This window comes from Silvibacterium bohemicum (genome assembly GCF_001006305.1).
GTDB classification, from domain to species: Bacteria; Acidobacteriota; Terriglobia; order Terriglobales; family Acidobacteriaceae; genus Silvibacterium; species Silvibacterium bohemicum.
The window spans coordinates 704783-723692 of sequence record NZ_LBHJ01000012.1 but is presented as its reverse complement, the minus strand read 5'-3'; the positions used below and the strand labels follow the sequence as shown (position 1 = coordinate 723692).

The 18910-nt window shown below is 60.8% G+C and carries 16 protein-coding genes; 10 read left to right on the top strand and 6 right to left on the bottom strand.

Annotated elements, in window-relative coordinates:
• Nucleotides 1-117: 117 nt before the first annotated feature.
• Nucleotides 118-1041, bottom strand: coding sequence for a DUF72 domain-containing protein (locus XX99_RS19265; RefSeq protein WP_050061173.1), 924 nt, complete (start codon nucleotides 1039-1041; stop codon nucleotides 118-120).
• A 284-nt stretch (nucleotides 1042-1325) separates the two neighbouring features.
• Here XX99_RS19265 and XX99_RS19260 point away from each other — a divergent pair, with 284 nt between their 5' ends.
• From XX99_RS19260 to XX99_RS19240, 5 genes are all read left to right on the top strand, one after another.
• Complete coding sequence (locus XX99_RS19260; protein ID WP_050060984.1) at nucleotides 1326-1712, top strand: hypothetical protein; 387 nt, start codon at nucleotides 1326-1328, stop codon at nucleotides 1710-1712.
• Nucleotides 1713-1826: 114 nt separating this feature from the next.
• On the top strand, nucleotides 1827-4943 hold the full coding sequence (locus XX99_RS19255) for a sensor histidine kinase (RefSeq protein ID WP_050060983.1): 3117 nt from the start codon (nucleotides 1827-1829) through the stop codon (nucleotides 4941-4943).
• A 22-nt stretch (nucleotides 4944-4965) separates the two neighbouring features.
• The gene (locus XX99_RS19250) at nucleotides 4966-5592 is read left to right on the top strand and encodes a response regulator (RefSeq protein ID WP_050061172.1); all 627 of its coding nucleotides are present in this window, start codon (nucleotides 4966-4968) and stop codon (nucleotides 5590-5592) included.
• 13 nt (nucleotides 5593-5605) lie between these two features.
• Complete coding sequence (locus tag XX99_RS19245; protein ID WP_231581501.1) at nucleotides 5606-6148, top strand: hypothetical protein; 543 nt, start codon at nucleotides 5606-5608, stop codon at nucleotides 6146-6148.
• A gap of 8 nt (nucleotides 6149-6156) precedes the next feature.
• Complete coding sequence (locus tag XX99_RS19240; RefSeq protein WP_050060982.1) at nucleotides 6157-7377, top strand: VIT1/CCC1 transporter family protein; 1221 nt, start codon at nucleotides 6157-6159, stop codon at nucleotides 7375-7377.
• A 9-nt stretch (nucleotides 7378-7386) separates the two neighbouring features.
• Here XX99_RS19240 and XX99_RS19235 read toward each other — a convergent pair whose 3' ends face one another.
• The 3 genes from XX99_RS19235 to XX99_RS19225 form a co-directional block, all read right to left on the bottom strand.
• Nucleotides 7387-9006: a sialate O-acetylesterase gene (locus tag XX99_RS19235; protein ID WP_050060981.1), complete on the bottom strand. Its 1620-nt coding sequence runs from the start codon at nucleotides 9004-9006 to the stop codon at nucleotides 7387-7389.
• A gap of 83 nt (nucleotides 9007-9089) precedes the next feature.
• Nucleotides 9090-9884 (bottom strand): carotenoid biosynthesis protein, encoded by a 795-nt coding sequence (locus XX99_RS19230; protein ID WP_050060980.1) that lies wholly within the window; start codon nucleotides 9882-9884, stop codon nucleotides 9090-9092.
• A 157-nt stretch (nucleotides 9885-10041) separates the two neighbouring features.
• On the bottom strand, nucleotides 10042-10566 hold the full coding sequence (locus XX99_RS19225; protein ID WP_050060979.1) for a bactofilin family protein: 525 nt from the start codon (nucleotides 10564-10566) through the stop codon (nucleotides 10042-10044).
• Between the two features lie 377 nt (nucleotides 10567-10943).
• Here XX99_RS19225 and XX99_RS19220 point away from each other — a divergent pair, with 377 nt between their 5' ends.
• The 5 genes from XX99_RS19220 (at nucleotide 10944) to XX99_RS19200 (ending at nucleotide 17214) form a co-directional block, all read left to right on the top strand.
• Entirely contained in the window at nucleotides 10944-13676 is a 2733-nt protein-coding gene (locus XX99_RS19220; RefSeq protein ID WP_050060978.1) for a ribonuclease R family protein, read from the top strand.
• Between the two features lie 102 nt (nucleotides 13677-13778).
• Complete coding sequence (locus XX99_RS19215) at nucleotides 13779-14315, top strand: hypothetical protein (protein WP_050060977.1); 537 nt, start codon at nucleotides 13779-13781, stop codon at nucleotides 14313-14315.
• 25 nt (nucleotides 14316-14340) lie between these two features.
• Entirely contained in the window at nucleotides 14341-15318 is a 978-nt protein-coding gene (locus XX99_RS19210; RefSeq protein WP_050060976.1) for an isoaspartyl peptidase/L-asparaginase, read from the top strand.
• A gap of 14 nt (nucleotides 15319-15332) precedes the next feature.
• On the top strand, nucleotides 15333-15947 hold the full coding sequence (locus XX99_RS19205) for a Maf family protein (protein ID WP_050060975.1): 615 nt from the start codon (nucleotides 15333-15335) through the stop codon (nucleotides 15945-15947).
• A 127-nt stretch (nucleotides 15948-16074) separates the two neighbouring features.
• Complete coding sequence (locus XX99_RS19200; protein WP_231581500.1) at nucleotides 16075-17214, top strand: DmpA family aminopeptidase; 1140 nt, start codon at nucleotides 16075-16077, stop codon at nucleotides 17212-17214.
• 52 nt (nucleotides 17215-17266) lie between these two features.
• Here XX99_RS19200 and XX99_RS19195 read toward each other — a convergent pair whose 3' ends face one another.
• On the bottom strand, nucleotides 17267-17806 hold the full coding sequence (locus XX99_RS19195; RefSeq protein WP_050060973.1) for a hypothetical protein: 540 nt from the start codon (nucleotides 17804-17806) through the stop codon (nucleotides 17267-17269).
• Nucleotides 17807-18209: 403 nt separating this feature from the next.
• The gene (locus XX99_RS19190) at nucleotides 18210-18890 is read right to left on the bottom strand and encodes a Fe2+-dependent dioxygenase (protein WP_050060972.1); all 681 of its coding nucleotides are present in this window, start codon (nucleotides 18888-18890) and stop codon (nucleotides 18210-18212) included.
• Nucleotides 18891-18910: the final 20 nt, after the last annotated feature.

Sequence of the window (18910 nt, the reverse complement as noted above, 5' to 3'; positions counted from 1 at the left end):
CTCAACCTCGTATTGCAAAACGCGATAATAATATCGCGATTTGCAATAGATGCAAGCAAACCTTGGTAACCAGGAGCAAAGGCAAGCAATTCGACTGAGTTGCAGTCTCTTCCCGAGCTAAATTCGCGCCGCGAACCCGGTCGAACGGCCTGCGGAACCTGTCAGCTTCTCGACTCGCCGTATCAGCCCCTGAGCATCCACCGGAGCCCGCACTTTCGCATCGTTATCGAAATAGACATAAACATCGCGCCCGGCGGCACCCCGCGGAGCCGGCGTCGCACTCGCATGTTCTCCCTCCGCCTCGCCGCCGCTCGCCCAGTCGGCGACTCGCGTCGCCCAACGATCCAGCGCCTTCGGGCCATACCCGCTCACATAGAGCTGCGCCGATCCATGCAGGCGGCAATAGATGAAATCGGCAGTCACATCCATTAAACGGGGCCACTCCACCGTATCCGCGCACACCAGCGCCACTCGGTGCTTGCGCAGCAGCGCGATGAATTCCTCGCAGACGAAGCTGGGATGCCGGATCTCCATCGCGTGACGAATCTTGCCGCGCGACGCCGGCTCCACAAAGGCTCGATCCTTCGCCGGAAGATCGTGGCCGCTCGCCAGCACTCCTGCTTCGTCCATATTTTTGGGCAAGATCTTGAAAAAGCTCTCGATTCGTTCAGGCTGAAAAGAAAACTGCGGAGGAAACTGCCACAGGATCGGCCCAAGCTTCGGCCCTAATGCCAGCAAACCCGATGCGAAGAAGTTTGCCAGCGCCTTCTCCGCATTGCGCAGCTTGAGCATATGGGTGATGAACCGTGACCCTTTCACGGCGAAGACGAAATCGTCCGGCGTCTCGTCCCGCCATCGCTGATAGCTGGTTGGCCGCTGCAGCGAATAGAAGCTGCCATTGATCTCGATGCTGGAAAAGGCCCGCGAGCTGTAGCTCAGCTCCTGCTTCTGCGGAAGCTTCGGAGGATAGAAGACTCCGCGCCAGGGCGCATAGGTCCATCCCGAGATTCCAATGCGTACCTTGCCATGTTTGCGATCCACGGGTTTCCTCACTTGCTCTCCCCACAGTGGATCGCGCCGGCAGGCGAAGAGGTTGCTCCAGCCTGTCAAGCCCACTCTCAGACAGAAGGCCGCTAACCGCCATGAGCCCAGACAGATGGCGTGCCGGATATGTGGCGGAGTATTTCTTCGGACTCGATAAAATTGAGCTATAGGGAAATTTCAAAAGGGCATGGCTCCGGCCGTGCCCTTTTCTTTTGGGCTGCGCGCCGCAACGGGCGCGGCCGCTGCCCCTTTTTCTCTAAATCCGCCGCAAAAGGAAGAGTATGACCAATATCTTCAAGAAACTGGGCATCGGCATCGTGGATTTCGGCAAGTGGTTCGCTGGAGCCATCGAGGACACGGTTCACCTGTCCGCCAAAATCGAGCAGATCTTGAAAGCTGCCAGGCCGCTCGAAACGCCGTTCGTCGTCGGGCTGGCCTCGGTGGTCGCCGATGTCGAGGCGCTTATCGCCGCCTCCAGCACCGCAGTCACCGCCGAAGGCCTCAACCTGGCGGCCGACACGCAGGCCTACCAGCAGTTCCTCACCCTGATCGCCGACTTCAAGCGCCTCGCCCCGGTCGTCTCCCAGGCGATACAAATACTCGAAGGCAAATCCCCGACGACAACGGCGACGGCCACAGCAGCAACCACGGCTCCGCCGACCAGGTAATTCCTTCTGGTGCATAACCGGGGAAATACGCTCCGAATACAATTGGGGCGAAACCCTCCACCGTTTGATGGATACTGCATTCCATCGTCAGGTGTGTAGTATTCCGAGCAGGACGTGAATGCTCTGCGACAACTCAACCGGCGGCGCAGCTGGACGACGGCTCTCCTTGGAATATGGCTGTTCTGCTCCGCTGCCAGTTGCCTCGCGCTCGATCCTCATCAAGGGTTGAGGCAATACGGCTATCAATCCTGGCAGACCGACAGCGGCCTTCCCCAGAACACGGTTCACGCCGTGCTGCAGACTCGAGATGGCTTTCTGTGGATTGGAACCGAAGCTGGGCTGGTCCGCTTCGACTCGACCCAGTTTCGCGTCTTCACCCGCGCCGACACGCCTCAACTGGGCAGCGACCTGATCGAGAGCCTGATGGAAGACCGCTCCGGCACGCTCTGGATCGGCACGTCAAGTGGAGTCGCGCGCTACAAGAACCACACCTTCGAAACCTTTCCCGAGACATCACACAACGGTGCCGTCTGGTCCTTTCACGAGGATCGCAGCGGGAATGTCTGGCTCCTTAGCGCCGATGGTCTTGCGGTCTTCGACGGCAGGCAGTTCGTCCCGATCGCCGGTCTTCCTCCTTTGGACGAGGAGAGCGCCATGGCTGAAGGAGCCGATGGCTCTCTCTGGCTTGGCACCATGGAAGGCTTACGTCGCACAGCTGCGGGTCCGCGTCAGTTTCAACCGGCCGGCCCGCGGGTTTCCATCCAGGCATTGGCGGTCGATCACAATGGCAACGCGTGGGCCGGAACCGCCAGCGGCATTGAAGTCTGCCATCCCAACACTGCTTGCACTTCAGTGGATGAGACGGGGACTGCAGCGGAGAAGAACATCCACGCGCTGACCTTCGATGGCCGGGGACAACTATGGATTGGCACCGATGCGGGCCTGCTCTCCTATGACGGTAAGCAGTTTTCGCATTGGTCGACGACTGACGGCCTGCCTTCGAACCGCGTCAATCTGCTCATGAGCGATCGCGAGGGCGCGCTGTGGGTCGGAACTGCCGGCGGCATCGCCAGGTTCTTCGCCGGCAAGATCGAAGCCCTCACGCCGCGGACCGGCTTCTCCAGCAATCTTGTGCTTGCCCTTTATGAGGATCGCGAGGGGAGCCTATGGCTGGGAACCGAATCCGGCGGCCTGGACATTCTGCGCGACCGTAAGTTCACCACCTACACCGCGGAGGATGGCATCTCCGACGACCACATTCGCGCGGTGTATCAGGATCGCTCGGGCACGGTCTGGCTGGGAACCAGCGGCGGCGGTCTTGACCGCCGCGACAAGAATGGCTTTACCGCTCTGAGCACGGCCAATGGCCTCTCCAGCAATGTGGTGCTTTCGATCGCGGCCGCGCCAAATGGCGATCTTCTGCTGGGCACGCCGGATGGATTGAACCGCATTCACGATGGCAAGGTGAGCACTTTCACCTCTGCCGACGGTCTCGCAGACGATTTCGTGCGCTCCATCTATTTCGACAACCAGGGCACGGGATGGATCGGAACCCGGCGCGGGCTTTCCGAGTGGAAGGATGACAAATTCACCACCTACACCGCGCTCGACGGACTGGGCAGCGACCTCGTCGGCGCAATCCTCCAAGCACACGACGGCTCGCTGTGGATCGGCACGTTGGGCGGCCTCACCCACTGGAGTCATGGCGCATTCCAGAACTACACCGAGAAAGACGGCCTCTCCGATCGCGTCATCACCGCGCTGCATGAGGACTCCGAAGGAACGCTGTGGATTGGAAGCAATGGCGGCGGGCTCAATCGTTACCGCGCCGGAAAAATTCAGCCGGTCACGCAACAGAATGCCGGCCTTCCCGCCAATCTCTACAGCATTCTCGAGGATGACGATGGCAATCTCTGGCTGAGCTCCAGCGACGGCGTGGTTCGCGTCAATCGCGGCGCGCTCAATCACTCTCTCGACGAAGGAAGCCGAGACCCGGTTTCCGTCGCGACCTTCGGCGTGGCCGACGGCATGAAGATCAGCGAAGCCAGCAGTGGAGGACATCCCGCGGCGTGGCGTTTGCAGGATGGAAGCCTGTGGTTCGCAACGCTCAAAGGCGTGGCTACCGTCGATCCCGCGCATCTGGCAATGAATCGCGTGCCGCCGCTGGTGAGCATCGAGCAGCTCAGCGTGGATGACGTCAGCATGAACGGCAAGCCACAAAAAGGATCAGCTACGGTTACAATTCCACCCGGTTCCCACCGCTTGGCCTTCGAATATGCGGCTCTGTCGTTTGTCGCTCCACAGAAAGTTCGATTCCAGTACAAGCTGGAAGGCTTCGATCGCGACTGGGTCGATGCCGGCGCCCGACGCGCGGCCTACTATACGAACCTGCCGCCTGGCCATTACACCTTTCGAGTGAAAGCCTGCAACAACGACGGCGTCTGGGGCCAGGAGTCCGCGGCCCTAGCGCTGCGCCTGCAGCCATACTTCCATCAGACGGTCTGGTTTTATCTCCTTCTTGTTCTCACCATCGCACTTCTTGGATATGGAATTTATCTCTGGCGTCTTCGCCTGGTCGAGTCGCGCTTTCAGGTCGTGTTGACAGAACGCAATCGCATCGCTCGCGAAATTCACGACACGCTGGCGCAGGGATTTGTTGCCGTCTCCGTGCAATTGCAGGTCGCGTCGCGTCTTCTCACGAACGCGCCTGACACAGCCCAGCGGCACCTGACCCAGGCCCAGGAACTGGTGCGAAGCGGGCTCGAAGATGCGCGGCGTGCGATCTGGGAGCTTCGTTCGCAGGGCGTTCAGGAAAGCGATTTCGCCAGCCAGCTGATCCACATGGCAAATCGCGTCACCGCATCGAGCACAATTAAAACCGAAGTGCATGTCTCCGGAACTTATCGTCCGCTACCAAGCCAGACCGAAGACCAGCTGCTGCGCATCGCGCAGGAAGCAGTGACCAATGCGGTTCGCCATGCACAGCCCGGCCGCGTCGAAATCGAGCTTCGCTACGCAGAAAACCGGATCGCAGTGACGGTGGAAGACGACGGCCGCGGATTCTCCGGCGATGCGCCGTCAATACGCGAGGGCCACTATGGCCTCACAGGAATGAAAGAACGCGCCGAACAGATGGGCGGAAGCCTGACGGTGAGCAGCAAAGCAGGACAGGGCACGCGCGTGCAGGTGGAAATTCCGCAAAATACGCCGCGAACGAAAGACAATGAGTGAAAATCCCATGAGCGAAAAGCAAATGACCGAACCAATCCGAATCCTAGTAGTGGACGATCATAACGTCGTGCGGCAGGGCCTGGTGGCGCTGCTCAACACGGTTTCCGACCTGCAAGTAGTAGCCGAAGCCTCTGACGGCCCGGAGGCCATCGAGACCTTCCGCAAGCACAAGCCGGACATCACGCTGATGGATCTTCGCCTGCCAAAAATCGGCGGCGCAGATGCCATCACCCGCATCCGCGAAGAAAGCCCTTCGGCCCGCATCATCGTCCTCACCACTTTCGATGGTGACGAAGATATCTTTCGCGCGCTGCAGGCAGGGGCCAAAGGCTACCTCCTCAAGGGGATGGATATCGACGAACTGACCGAGGCCATTCGCGCGGTGCACGCCGGCAAATCGAAGATCCCCGGCTTTGTCGCGGAGAAGCTGGCCGAGCGCATGGGCGGTCCGGCGTTGACCACGCGCGAGACTGAGGTTCTCAAGCGCATCGTCGCCGGTCGCAGCAACAAGGAGATCGCAAGCGACCTCTTCATCTCCGAAGCTACGGTGAAGACGCACGTCAACAGCATTCTCGGCAAGCTGGGCGTGACCGATCGTACCCAGGCCGCGACGACTGCCCTGCAGCGTGGAATCGTTCACCTGGACTGACGCGGAGAGACCGATGTTCCAATTTAGATTTTTGAGCTCGAAGGTTTTCGCCGCCGTAATGCTCTTCTGCTGCGGACTCACCTTTGCTGCGCAACCCGCTTCCCGCTCTGAACAGGGCTGGCGAATTGCCACCGCCGCCGAGCTTAGCTCATTGCTGCCGGCTCGCGCGCCCGTGCAGCAGGAGCGTATTGAGACGGAGATGCGAACCGCATCGGGCATCACCAACGGCCAGGGGAAATTCGTCGCCGGTGTCGTACTCATCACCGCAGGCTATTCGGCTGACGGAAAGTATTCGCACTTCTTCTTGACGCAGGTACCGATGAAGATCGGCAACTTTTCACTGCCTCCGGGCGCCTACGTTATCGGCTGGGAGCATATCGAAAGCGGTCTGCAGGTAAAGTTTTATGAAGCAGCCTCGGGCAAGCCCATGGGTTCGATCGCCGCCGAGTTGAATCCGGCCAGCACTCGGGTAGAATCATTTCGGATCTGGCCGCCCGCTGAACATCCGCTTATGCAGATCGGGCGCTTCACCTTTGCATACCGGATCGGAGACTAGAATCACTGATGTCCGACGCGAATTCGGGAAATAAGAACCGCTCGTCCAGACTTCGCAAGCTCCTGTCTGCCCTTGAAGGCAACTGGCAGACAGAGATGAGCGGTTACTACACCTATCGAACGCTGGCTGAACGCGACAGCGATCCCATCCGCAAGAAAACTCTCCAGCACATGGCCGACGCCGAGGCCGAGCACGCCGCTCTCTGGGGCAGGCGCATCGAAGAGCTCGGCGGCACCATTCCCCGCTACCGCGGCAAGCAGACAGGCGATGTGGATACCCTCGCCAATCGTCTCGGCGGCCAGCGCATGGCGTTGCGGCGGCTGGAAATCGACGAGAGCCGGGCCATCGCCATGTATGGCCAGCAGCTCAAAGATCTCGATGACGAACCCAGCATCGCTCTGCTGCGCCAGGTCATTGAGGAGGAGCGGGAACATTACACCGAACTCGGAAGCCTGATCCGCGATCGTTATCCGCGACGCGCCGCGGAGACCAGTTTCACTTCACCGCAGGAGCTGCTCACCGAACTGCTATCCAAACGCAGCGGCTCAGGAAGACAGAGGGCAGGCTGGATCGGCGACGCCATCTATGGAGTCAATGACGGCCTGGGCGCTATCTTCGGCATCGTCTCCGGCGTCTCCGGCGCGACCCTGGGCAACAGCAAGTACGTGCTGCTCGCGGGCATCGCCGGCATGATCGCCAGCGCTCTCTCCATGGGCTCGGGTGCGTATCTGGCGGCGAAGAGCGAGCGTGAGATTTACGAGGCGGAGGTCGCGCGCGAGCGCGAGGCCATCGAGATGAACGCTCCGGAATCGCGCGAGCTGCTTTCGCTCTACTACCAGGTCAAAGGACTGCCCGAAGACGACGCCGACCATGTCGTCGAGCACATCGCCAAAGATAAAGACCAGTTTCTACGCGCGCTGGCCTCCGAGCGGCTCAACTCAACCGAAGACGCGTTGCGCAATCCGCTGACCTCGGCAATCTCCGGCGCGCTCTCGACGGCCGTCGGCGCCTTCGTCCCTATCATCCCGTTCTTCTTCCTGCGCGGATACGACGCCATCATTCTCTCCGCCATCATCTCGCTGGCCGCGCACTTCGCGGTGGGCGCGGCCAAGTCGCTCATCACCGTGCGCAGCTGGTGGGCCAGCGGCATGGAGATGACGCTGGTAGGCGCAGTCGAAGGCATCGTCACCTACATCATCGGAATCGGACTGGGCCGAGCCGGCGCGTAGCCATGCCGGTTAATTCGTTGGGTATCGCGGGTCGGGCTTGGGGATTTCTTTTTCCGATGTAAATGGCGATGCGGGAAGTCCAGCGCCGTTAAAGAGATTCACGACGGGGGCATTCTGCCAGCCGTAACGAACGTATTTCGGATTCGTCACCGTCGCGCTGGAGACCACGACGCGATCGACTCCTGCTTTGCTTTCGATGCGAGCGTCAGCTTTGACAAACTTGTGATCGTCGCCTGCGATGTCGAATCCTGTAAGCGAGCCCCCCTTAGCTGTTAGACCCGCAGCGTGATCGAACCAGACGTTGATCGAGCTACCCTCGATGCTGGTCTGGCGATAAAGCGGTCCGGAGTCTTCCACCTGCTCGCCGTAGGCGATATCGCGCGCTTCGAGAGCCAGCCGGGCGGCGACATCCTGCTTGTCGGAGGGATGCACGTTGTCGGGATTGCCGATGTCGATGGTGACAGCCATCCTGGTGTTGACCAATCCCAAGGTACGGCGCTGAGCCTCGCGAATGATCGGCCAGTTCTCTCCCTCATTCGACCGGAAGCTGGAAATCTGCACGAAGAGGAAGGGGAAATCGCCCTCATTCCACTGCTTGCGCCAGTCCTGAATCAGCGCGGGAAAGAGGCGCTCGTAGGTCGAGGCGCGGCGCACATCACTGTTGGACTCGCCCTGGTACCAGATCACTCCCTTGATGGGAAAGTTGACTGCCGGTGCGACCATGGCGTTGTACAGCCATGCCGGGTCCCACGAGGCCAGATTGGGATGCCAGGAATGCTTGGGAGCGGGCTGACCCGCTGCCTTCGCTGCGTCATCCTCGCGCTTTTCGGCTTCGAGCTGTTTGGGGACGTCGGCCTGATCCTTCGATTTCTCGGCCCACTGCGCGAAGACCGGCATCAGCGAAGCGTCAGAGGAAATTCCGTCCAGGCTGACCCAGGCTTCGGCCGGCGTCCCACCCCAGCTGGAGTCGATGAGTCCGATGGGCACATGCTCTTTGTTGGATATCTCGCGGCCGAAGAAATAAGCAATTGCGGAGAAGGTGGCCGCTGTCTCGGGTGTGCAGGCGGTCCAGGAATTCGTCGGAGGAGGATTCCGTTCCGCCGGGTTCGGAGGGTCAGCGTTCACGTCCTGCAGCGGATAGGGTGAAGCCTTGGTGCGGATGTGAAGCAGGCGCAGGTTCGGCTGGTTCGCGTTGCGAATCTCCTCGGGACCGTTCTGCAGCTCCGCGCTGCCGGGAAAGCCCATGAGCGGCAGCTCCATGTTGGATTGTCCCGAGGCAAACCAGACATCGCCGACCAGCACATCGTCGAGCACGATGCGATTGGTGCCGGCGATGGTGATCTGATAGGGGCCGCCTGCTTTTTCCGGAGGCAGGTAAAGGCTCCAGTGGCCGAGACCGTCCGCGGCTGCCGTCGCGGTTGCGCTGTTCATGGTCGCCGTTATCTTTTCGCCGGGATCGCTCCATCCCCAGAGATGAATGGGACGATTCCGCTGCACCACCATGTGGCTGCTGAGCAGGTTGGGGAGCGTCACTTCGCTCTGCGCCTGGAAGGGCGCGATGACCAGTACGGATAACAGGCAAACCACGATAGGAACGAACAGGAGCGGGAGGAGGCGGAAATTTTTCATGGTCTCTTCGGCGTGAGATTCAGCTGCCGGACCATTCTACGATGCCCACCTTCAAGAAGAATTCGTCACGCGGCGCGGACGAATTAAGCCGCTGTGGCCGCACGCCGGTTGAGGAATGTCTGAATCAGCGCCAGCAGCGCCGGTGTGCCCATGGAAAAGAGCGCCACCAGCCGCAGCTCGGGAAATCTGCTGTTAGCGAGCACGTATCGAAGGGCGAAGAAGGCGTACACGAGGATGGGAAGTGCTGCGAATGTCCGCTGCGCCGCACTGGCAGAGACCACACTCTTCCATAGGCGGCCAACAAGGAAATAGACGAGAAAGGTGGTGAGCAGCCATCCGAAGTAGTTGTGCAGGGGCACACCGAAGTACGCGCCACCCTGCACCCATATCCAGTTCCCTGCGGCGGACATGCCGGGGTCCATCACCATATCCCAGCCAGTCATAACGATGGCGGCAACTGCGGAGATGGAGAGAAGTCCCGCGAAGGTATCGATCGCGATGCCCGCGACGATGGCCCGGGCCACCATCCAGGAGGGATAGATCATCATGAACCAGGCTAGCGGGATCAGGACAGGCACGTGGCCCAGCTTGGCTCCGAGCATATCGCCGTAGTGATACGGGCCGAAGATAAGGCCGGTACGCACGCCAGCCTCTTCCATCAGAAAAGAGACAACAGCGGAGAGAAAAAAGAAGATGCCCGTCCGGCGCGCCCCTTCGAGCGCCGTGCAATGCAGGAGAGCGAAGAGAACGAAGACGAGGGTAAAACCGATATTGCCTAATCCCGGTAATTGCAGCCACGGAGCGACTGCCTCGACCAGGATGAGGTACATGATGGCGGCGAAGAAGAACCAGGAAGCTGCACGAATCGACCTGTGCATCGCGTTTTCCTCGATAGGCTTTGGAGTTTTTGCCCTCTCAAGATACCAGGGGGGCGATAACGGGGATGCGGCGGGTGCTTACCAAAATATGGCGGATGTGCTTCAACGACAAAGCCCCGGCGATAACCGGGGCTTTGCAAGAACGATGCGGATGGAATTAAGCCTGAACGGCGACGGGCTTGGCAGCCTCGGCGTTGGCCGCCGCATTCGAGCTCTTGGCTTCGTTGCCGGGCTTGCGGATATCGATGCCGCCCTTGAAGAATGCGCCGTCTTCGATGGAGATGCGCTGTGCGGCGACGTCGCCGGTCAGCGAACCTTCGCTGCGGATATCGACGCGGTCGCTGGCGGTCATGTTGCCGCGAACTTTGCCAAGAACGACGATCTCACGCGCGGTGATGTTGGCGGAAACCTGTCCGTTGCGGCCGACGGTGACGCGATTGCCGGGCAGATTGATGGCGCCTTCCACCTTGCCGTCGATGTACAGCGATTCCGATCCGGTGACTTCGCCCTTGACCACGAGGCTCTTGCCGATGGTGGCCTGGTCGGCGGAAGTTGCTGTCGATGCATTGGCGGTCGACGTGCGCACGGGCGGATCGTAGCTGGGCACCGCGGGCGTTGCTGGACGTGCGGGCTCGTTGGATGGAGTCTGCGAAGAGTTACCTGACTGATTTGGTTTCCACATGATTTCGTTTGTCCTCTCTTATTTTCTTGCCCATCCGGACCCTGGTGACTGCGGGAAGCTTTCGCCCGTCATGAAACCGCTTCGTCCGGGAGCGTATCTGTCCAGGAGCACATCGATCGACCCCTCGTTTGCACCATAAGCAAACCCGCGCAATCCGCGCTGTGCTTCGATCTTATACACGCGTAGCGGAAAATTACACCTGTCCACGCATCTTTTCGAGAGAGAGCTATCCAGCCAGTTACATTTGAGGAACCTGAGCCCGTCGTGATGCTTCTAAGAATGAAAACTCTACGCAGCGCGCGCAGTTTTTACTCTGTATTCATCTCTCTGACCGAACCGAGCAGAGCATCTCTGCTGTGCCGTACCATTCATTCAAGATGACGGACCGCGAACTTTTACGGCAGATCGAGCGCTCGGCCGGGCAGCGCGCCGGCTACAAACAGTTGGTGCGGGAGTTTTCGCTGGGCGGAGGACGCGAGCGGCGTTTGCTGCTTGAGCATCTGGCGCGGCTGACGGCTGCCGGACACCTGACCAAGATCGATCGCGATACCTGGGCGATCGCCAAGGCCGCGGCCACTCGCGACAACCTGATCGCCGGTAAGCTCGACCTGCATCGCGACGGCTTCGGATTTGTGCGTCCGAATGAGCGCCAGCGCGGCGGGGACGATGACATTTTCATTCCTCCGAACGAGATTCACGGCGCGATGCAAGGCGACCAGGTGCTGGTGGAGCTGGCTCCGCCCCGCGGCGACGGACGCCGTCTGGGCCGCATCGTGCGGGTGCTGACACGACGAAATCCAACCGTGGTGGGGATCTTTCACTACGCAAAAAGCGATCGTGCAAATGGAAATTATGTAACTCCCTTCGACGAGCGCATGTCGCAGCCGGTTATCATTCCGTTCGACGCGGAGATGCCGGAAATCGCAGCCGCCGTTGCGACGCCGCATCGCGTGCTGGGCGAAGAAGCCACAGCGGTCGCGCGAGATTTCAACGCCGAGAATCTAGAGGGCCTGGTCGTCGACGTGGAAATCACCGACTGGCCCACGCCTTCGCGTCCGGCACGCGGGCGGGTGATGGAAATCCTGGGGCATGAGGATGACTTCGGAGTCGACGTGGAGATGGTCATCCGCAAGCACCAGCTGCCGCGGATCTTTCCCGAGAACGTGCTCGAAGAAGCGCGCAGTGTCGCACATCTGGATGCAGAGGTTGTCTCGGAGCGAAGGGACTTTCGCGATCTGCCCATTGTGACTATCGACGGCGAGACGGCGCGCGACTTCGACGACGCCGTGTTGGTGGAACACGACGAGGCGACGGGACACTGGCACCTGCAGGTGCATATCGCGGACGTGGCGCACTATGTGACGCCGGGCACGGCGCTCGATCTCGAGGCGCGGCTGCGCGGCAACTCGGTGTATTTTCCGGACCGCGCGATTCCCATGCTGCCGCAGGAGCTGTCGACGAATATCTGCAGCCTGCGCCCGAACGAAGACCGGCTGGTGCTGTCTTGCCTGATGAACATCGACCCCAGCGGCAATGTTGTCGATTACGAGGTGACGGAGGGCGTGATCCGCTCGGCGCGGCGGATGACTTACACGCAGGTCCACAGAATTCTCGACGGCGACGAGGCGGTGCGCGCGGAATTTGCCGATCTGGTTCCGGCCTTCGAGCGGATGAAGCAGCTGGCGGAGATTCTCAATCACAAGCGCGACCGGCGCGGGTCCATTGATTTTGATCTGCCGGAGCCGATCATCGAGTTCGACGAGTTCGGCGCGATGAAGTCGGTCACGCGCTCGGAGCGCAACTGGGCGCATCGGCTGATCGAGGAGTTCATGCTGTCGGCGAACGAGTCGGTGGCCTCGTGGATCGAGAATCTGGGCGTGCCATCGATCTATCGCATCCACGAAAAGCCGGAGCCGCGGCGAGTGGTGGAGTTCGAAGAGATCGCAGCTTCGTTCGGCTATTCGCTGGGGCTGGGTAATCTGCCGGTGAAGAAATTTCAGACCCGCGGCGAACGGCGCGACAATCGTGGATCGGGACGGAATCCCCGGCAGCATGAGGTGCCGGAGGATATTCCGGTGACGCCGCGGATGTATCAGAAGCTCACGGCGAAGATTGCGGGAAAGCCCGAGGAGCGGATTGTCGCCTACCTGATGCTGCGTTCGCTCAGGCAGGCCCGTTACAGCGAAAAGAATGAGGGCCATTTCGCCCTGGCCGCTCCCTGCTATACGCATTTCACCTCGCCGATCCGGCGCTATCCGGACCTGATCGTGCACCGGATTGCGAAGGCGCTGCTCGATGCTGGCGTGAGCGGGCATGGAAAGCAGGGTTTAGGGCATAGGGTCCTGGGTTTAGAAAACCGAGGTGCCAGGCGAAAAACTCGGGGATCGGAACCGCATCCTGCGGATGCTTCTTTCTTTGCTCAGGAATTTGACGCGGGACATGAGGTCGCGGAGATCATTCCCGAGGACGATCTGGCTCTTGTGGCCACCGAATCCAGCGAGAACGAGCGCCGCGCCTCCAACGCGGAACGCGAGCTGGTGGAGTGGAAGAAGCTGAAGTTCATGCGCGAACGGGTGGGCGAGGATTTCAGCGCCATGGTTCTCAGTGCGACCAAGTACGGGCTGTTCGTCGAGCTGGACGACCTTTTTGTCGAAGGACTGGTGCCTCTGCAGAGCCTGGGCGCGCTGGACAACGACTACTACACCTATCGCGAAAATACCCGGGAGATCCTTGGTGAGCGCTGGGGACGGCGCTTCCGGGTAGGCCAGCGGGTGAGGGTGTTGCTGGAGCGAGTGGACGCGCCGGCAAAACGGCTGCAGTTTTCGGTTCTACTAGATGAACAGGACGAGCAATCCGGAGAGCACCAGACTCGAGAACGCCAGGGCCGGGAACGCCAGACTTCGGGCTCCGGCAAAGCGAAGTCGTCGAAAGACGGCAAGTCGAAAAAGAAGAAAGAGATAGCGTCTTCGGTTCCGGCCTTTGCCGCCAACGTGGCCGGTCCGGGAAAAAAGAAATTTAAGGGCAAGCGCGGGAAGACGAGCATGCAGCGGCAAGGCGCGAAGCCCCATCCGTTTCCCAAAAAGATCAAAAAATCCAAGCGGCGGAAATAACTTCGGCAGCCGGGAAAAATTCTCGTCGGATATGGCCTGGATGCTCTAAGCTTTTGTGCGATGACTGCAAGTTTGGAAATCGAGGAGATCCCGTACGGGTTATTGATCCGTTCCGTGCGCCGGGGGTCGGTTGTCTATGCCCTGCTCAGCGCAGTTTTAGCCGCCCTCACTGTTTTTCTGCTGGGGCGGATGTACTTTCACCGGCCGGCGCTGATTGTCCTCACCATCGTGGCGGCAATTTGGGGTTCGGCACGCTGGTGGCGAGCGGTGAAGGTCGAACTGAAAGTCAGCGATTACGAAATTCAGGTGATCGGCCATTTCCGATCCGGTTCCAACTTGAACCGGCACATTCCTCTAAGCGTGATTCGGCGTCTTGAGTATCGTCCCGATCGCAGCGAGGGCAAATCCAGCTTGCCGGGCGGGCTGTACGTTCAGCAGCGATGGCAGGCCGACTGTGTTTTGCCTCACCTGGACGAAGCCCAGACGCAAAAGGCGATCGAGGCCATCTATCGGCGGTTTCCCACCATTCCGAATCTCCCCAATCTTCCCGATCAGAAGGCACGCGACTCCGTAAGCCGCACCACCGTCACCCTCGATCTCGGCTCGCCCAAGCAAGCCGACGCTACCACGAAGCTCTGATCGCCGCTGCCTGTAACCTGTATCTATGGCACGATCACCTATTCTTCTGGTTCACGGCGGTGCGTGGGCCATTCCCGACGATATGCTCGAGGCCCATGAACAGGGCGTTTTCGATGCTCTGCAGGCAGGATATTCTCTGCTCGAGCGGGGCGCGTCGGCAGTAGACGCGGTCGAGGCCGCGGTCACCAAGCTCGAGGACGATGCGACCTTTGACGCCGGACGCGGCAGTTTCCTGACCCGCGACGGCCGGGTGCAACTGGACGCATTGCTGATGGACGGCGCGACACTGCGGGCCGGCGGCGTGGCCTGCGTGGAGCGGCTGCGCAATCCGATCCAGGCCGCGCGGCTGGTGCTGGACGAAAGCCCGCACGTCTATTTTGTCGGCAGGGGTGCGGAGGAGTTTGCCGCGGCTCACGGCATGCCGCTCATCGAGAACTCCGAGCTGGTGCTGGAGCGGGAGCGCGTGCGTCTGGCCGAGGCTCAGGAAAAAGAGCGGGCCGGACTGCCCGATCTCACCTTTGCGGGAGAAAAATTCCGGGACGACAAGTCACCGGAGACGGCAGTGCCCCTCGACCCCGGATCGCTAGGGGATTCTCATGATACGGTCGGTGCGGTGGCTCTGGACGCAGCCGGCAATATCGCCGCAGCGACCTCGACCGGTGGCACGCTGAACAAGGCTCCGGGGCGGGTGGGTGATTCTTCTCTGATCGGCTGCGGCTGCTATGCGGACAATCAGAGCGCCGCGGTCTCCTTGACCGGCTGGGGCGAGCCCATCATGAAGCTGGTGCTGGGCAAGTGGGCCGTCGATCGCGTGCAGCTTGGACAATCCCCGGAGCAGGTGGCTCCCGAGGCAATCTCCTACCTGCACAAGCGGCTGGGCGGCCATGGCGGCATCATCCTGCTCGACGCGCAGGGGCGCTACGGCTTCGCGCACAACACGCCGCGCATGGCGTGGGGACTGCACACGGCGGATGGCCCACGCACCGGCCTGCGTGTCGAATAGGACATAATTTACCTATGCTCGTACTTGCTTCTGCTTCACCCCGTCGCCGGGAGCTGCTGGCTCTCGGCGGCTTCACATTTACGGTTGCACCGGCCGCGATCCCTGAGGAGCTGGGCGCGGGCGAATCCGCCATCGGATACGTCACGCGGCTGGCCCGCGAAAAGGCGGAGGCGGTGTGGGCGCGACATTCTCCGCAGGATGGGGAGGGCGATGCTCTCCTGGTGCTCGGCGCCGACACCACGGTAGTGGCCCCCGATGGACAGATTCTGGAGAAGCCTGCGGATGCGGCGGACGCGGCGAGGATGCTTCGCCAGCTCTCCGGCACAACGCATCAGGTGATTACCGGCGTGGCCCTGGTCTCCGCTACCGGCGTTGAGGTCGCGGCCGAGGTCACCTATGTAAGCATGCTTACGCTGTCGGATGAGGAGATTGCCGCGTACGTGGCGGCCGGTGAGTCGATGGACAAGGCCGGCGCTTATGGGATTCAGGGGCGCGCCGCGCGGTGGATTCCGCGAGTTCACGGATGCTATTTCAACGTGATGGGACTGCCTTTGGCGCTGGTATCCACCATGATCGAAGGCGCGGTTGCGCGCCATGCGAAGCCGAAGGGCGTTGCCGCTTCGGTTTGAAGCGCGGTTGAGTTCGCATTCGCGGTATCGCTGTCGAATGCAGGTTCCCCGGCTCGCTGCGCTCGCTCGGAATGACAATTGCTACCGTTGCGGCGTGCGCTGATTTACTGTGGCTGGCATGCGATGGATGACTCTGCTGGTTGCGGCTCTGGCCGCCTTTTCAGCTTCCGGGCAGCGGGCCCGCGATCTCGGTGTGCCTTTCGAGGGAACTCCCGGTCCTCTCGATGCGATTACCGATGTGCGAGGCGTGGAGGTGGGCGACACCACGCTGATCTCGGGTAACGGCCCGCTGAAGGTGGGCGTGGGGCCGATCCGCACTGGTGTAACGGCGGTCTTCCCGCGCGGCAAGGCCGATCACGATCCGGTCTATGCGGGGTGGTTCTCGCAGAACGGCAACGGCGAAATGACCGGGACGACCTGGGTCGAGGAGTCGGGCTTTCTGGAAACCCCGGTAGCCATCACCAATACCCATAGCGTGGGCGTGGTGCGCGACGCGATGATCGCATGGAGCGTCCAGCACGCAACCATGAAGCAGGATTGGTCGCTGCCGGTCGTTGCCGAAACCTGGGACGGCTTCCTGAACGACATCAACGGCTTTCATGTGAAGCCGGAGAATGTCTTCGCCGCTCTGGACAGCGCGCATGGCGGCCCTGTCGATGAGGGCGCGGTGGGCGGCGGCACGGGGATGGTCTGCTACGGATTCAAGGGCGGCATCGGCACGGCATCGCGCGTGTTAACGAAAGAACAGGGTGGATACACCGTCGGAGTGCTGGTGCAGTGCAATTGCGGACGGCGTCCTCAGCTTACGATTGCCGGAGTTCCGGTTGGGAAGCTGATACCGCAGGATGTCCCTTACTCGATGTACAAGGACGGAACCGGCGGAGATCGCGGGGGCGATGTCGGATCGATCATCATTGTCGTCGCGACCGACGCTCCGCTTCTTCCGCATCAGCTCAAACGAATCGCACGACGCGCGACGATGGGGCTGGCGCGGACCGGTTCGACCTCAGGGAATGGCTCGGGGGATATTTTTATTGCCTTCTCCACTGCGAATCCTCATGCTGATGCCGAGCCGGGACCGAATCCGGTTTTAACCGTTTCGAACGAGCGTATCAGCCCGTTGTTTCAGGCCACCGTCGAAGCTACCGAAGAGGCCATTGTGAATGCGATGGTGGGGGCGAAGACGATGATTGGTATCGATGGGCACACCGTGATTGGCTTGCCACATGAGGAGTTGCAGAAGGCGCTGAAGGAGTATAAGCGGTAGCGGCCTAGCGACTGATGGGAAGTACGACGTTCGCACCGGATGCTCTGCGCGCTCAGGCTACTTCCAGCTCTTCGTTCTCAGCGGCGATCGGTTCGGGGCGGATGCGAGCCATGAGCGACTGGAGGGGTTCGGTGACGAAGCTGGCAACCAGCTGCGGCATCCGCTTCATATCATCGATGAAGGGACGGCTCTCGCTTCCCACCAGCAGAGCTCCGTTGCGCATGACGTGCCAATGGAACATGGCGGAGACAACGGTGACGATGAGGGCTCCGATACCGAGAGCGCGCATGTTGCCGTGGTCCAGCCAGAGATGAAGGCCGGCATCGGCGGCGAGTGAGCCGAGCGGGATAGCGAGGACGGTGATGGACCAGGCAAGCTGGCGGGGCTTCACATCCAAAGCCTGCTGTTGCCAGGCGGAGAAGACGCCCGCGGTCAGCAGAACATAGGCTGCCTCAACCGCGCCGAAGTGTTCGCGGGCATAAAGCGGGCTGTGCCAGAGTGCAGCCATGCAGGCTGCGGCGCGGCAGATGGCGGTGATCAGCGCTGCCTTCCAGTTCCAATGAGTCAGAGGGAACAGCCATGCGTTTCGCATCCTGATGCCATTAAGCCTCAAATACTTTCGGATACATTCAAAATCCGATTATATTTTCGGCAAATTCCACGAATGGGTCATCGCGATGGCACGTTGGACGCGGATATTTCATCAGCTTTTCATTCCGGCATTGATTCGAGCCTGTTATCCCCCTTTTGGGCAGTTGCCGTTGCGAGCGAAAAGCGTTCCAGACGAGACGGAGCCCGAAGGCTGTGGCGGGCCCACCGTCGAGGGCGACAACGAAGTATGGACCGCTTTGCGCCGCAACCCGAAGGGCCGGGGACAATTTCCCGGCTTCGTTGTCACTCGTCGCTCGAAGATTCCCGATATTCGTCGCTCCTCGCTCCTAGAATCCAGAAAAATTGGCTCCCGGCGACGACAGCCCAAAGGGGCATAACAGGCTCTATACCTCGGCCCAGTGGCGCAGCAGGTTGTGATAAATGCCGATCAGCTTGACCGCGTTGGGGGAGTTGGGGTCGGCGACGCCGACGCTCTGAGCCACACTATCCAGATCGAAGAGGAGGGTCCGGGCGCTGTCCGCCCGCACCATGCTCTGAATCCAGAAGAAGGAGCAGACGCGCGCGCCACGGGTCACCGGCCTCACGTTGTGCAGGCTCGATGAGGGGTAGAGGACCATGTGTCCTGCCGGCAGCTTCGCCGTATGGATGCCGTAGGTGTCTTCGATGACAAGCTCGCCGCCATCGTATTCCTCGGGGTCGCTGAAGAAGAGCGTGGCGGAGAGATCGCTGCGCACGCGGTGCGAGGTGCCCTTCAAGTGGCGGATGGCGTTGTCCACGTGCGTGCCGAAGGCGTGGCCTCCGCTATAGCGATTGAAGAGCGGCGGAAAGACCTTCATAGGCAGCGCGGCGGAGACGAAGAGGGGATTCTGGCCGAGCGCCTGGAGTATCCATTCGCCGATTTCCTGCGCGACCGGATGGCCTTCGGGGATCTGAAGATTGTTTTTGGCCAGTGCAGACTGGTGGCCGGCGGTGACGCGGCCGTCGACCCAGTCGGCGGCATCCAGCTTCTGTCGTGCGACGGCGACCTGCTCGCGAGTCAGCACATCGGGGATGGTTAACAGCATGGTTGTTCCCTTTTCTAAAT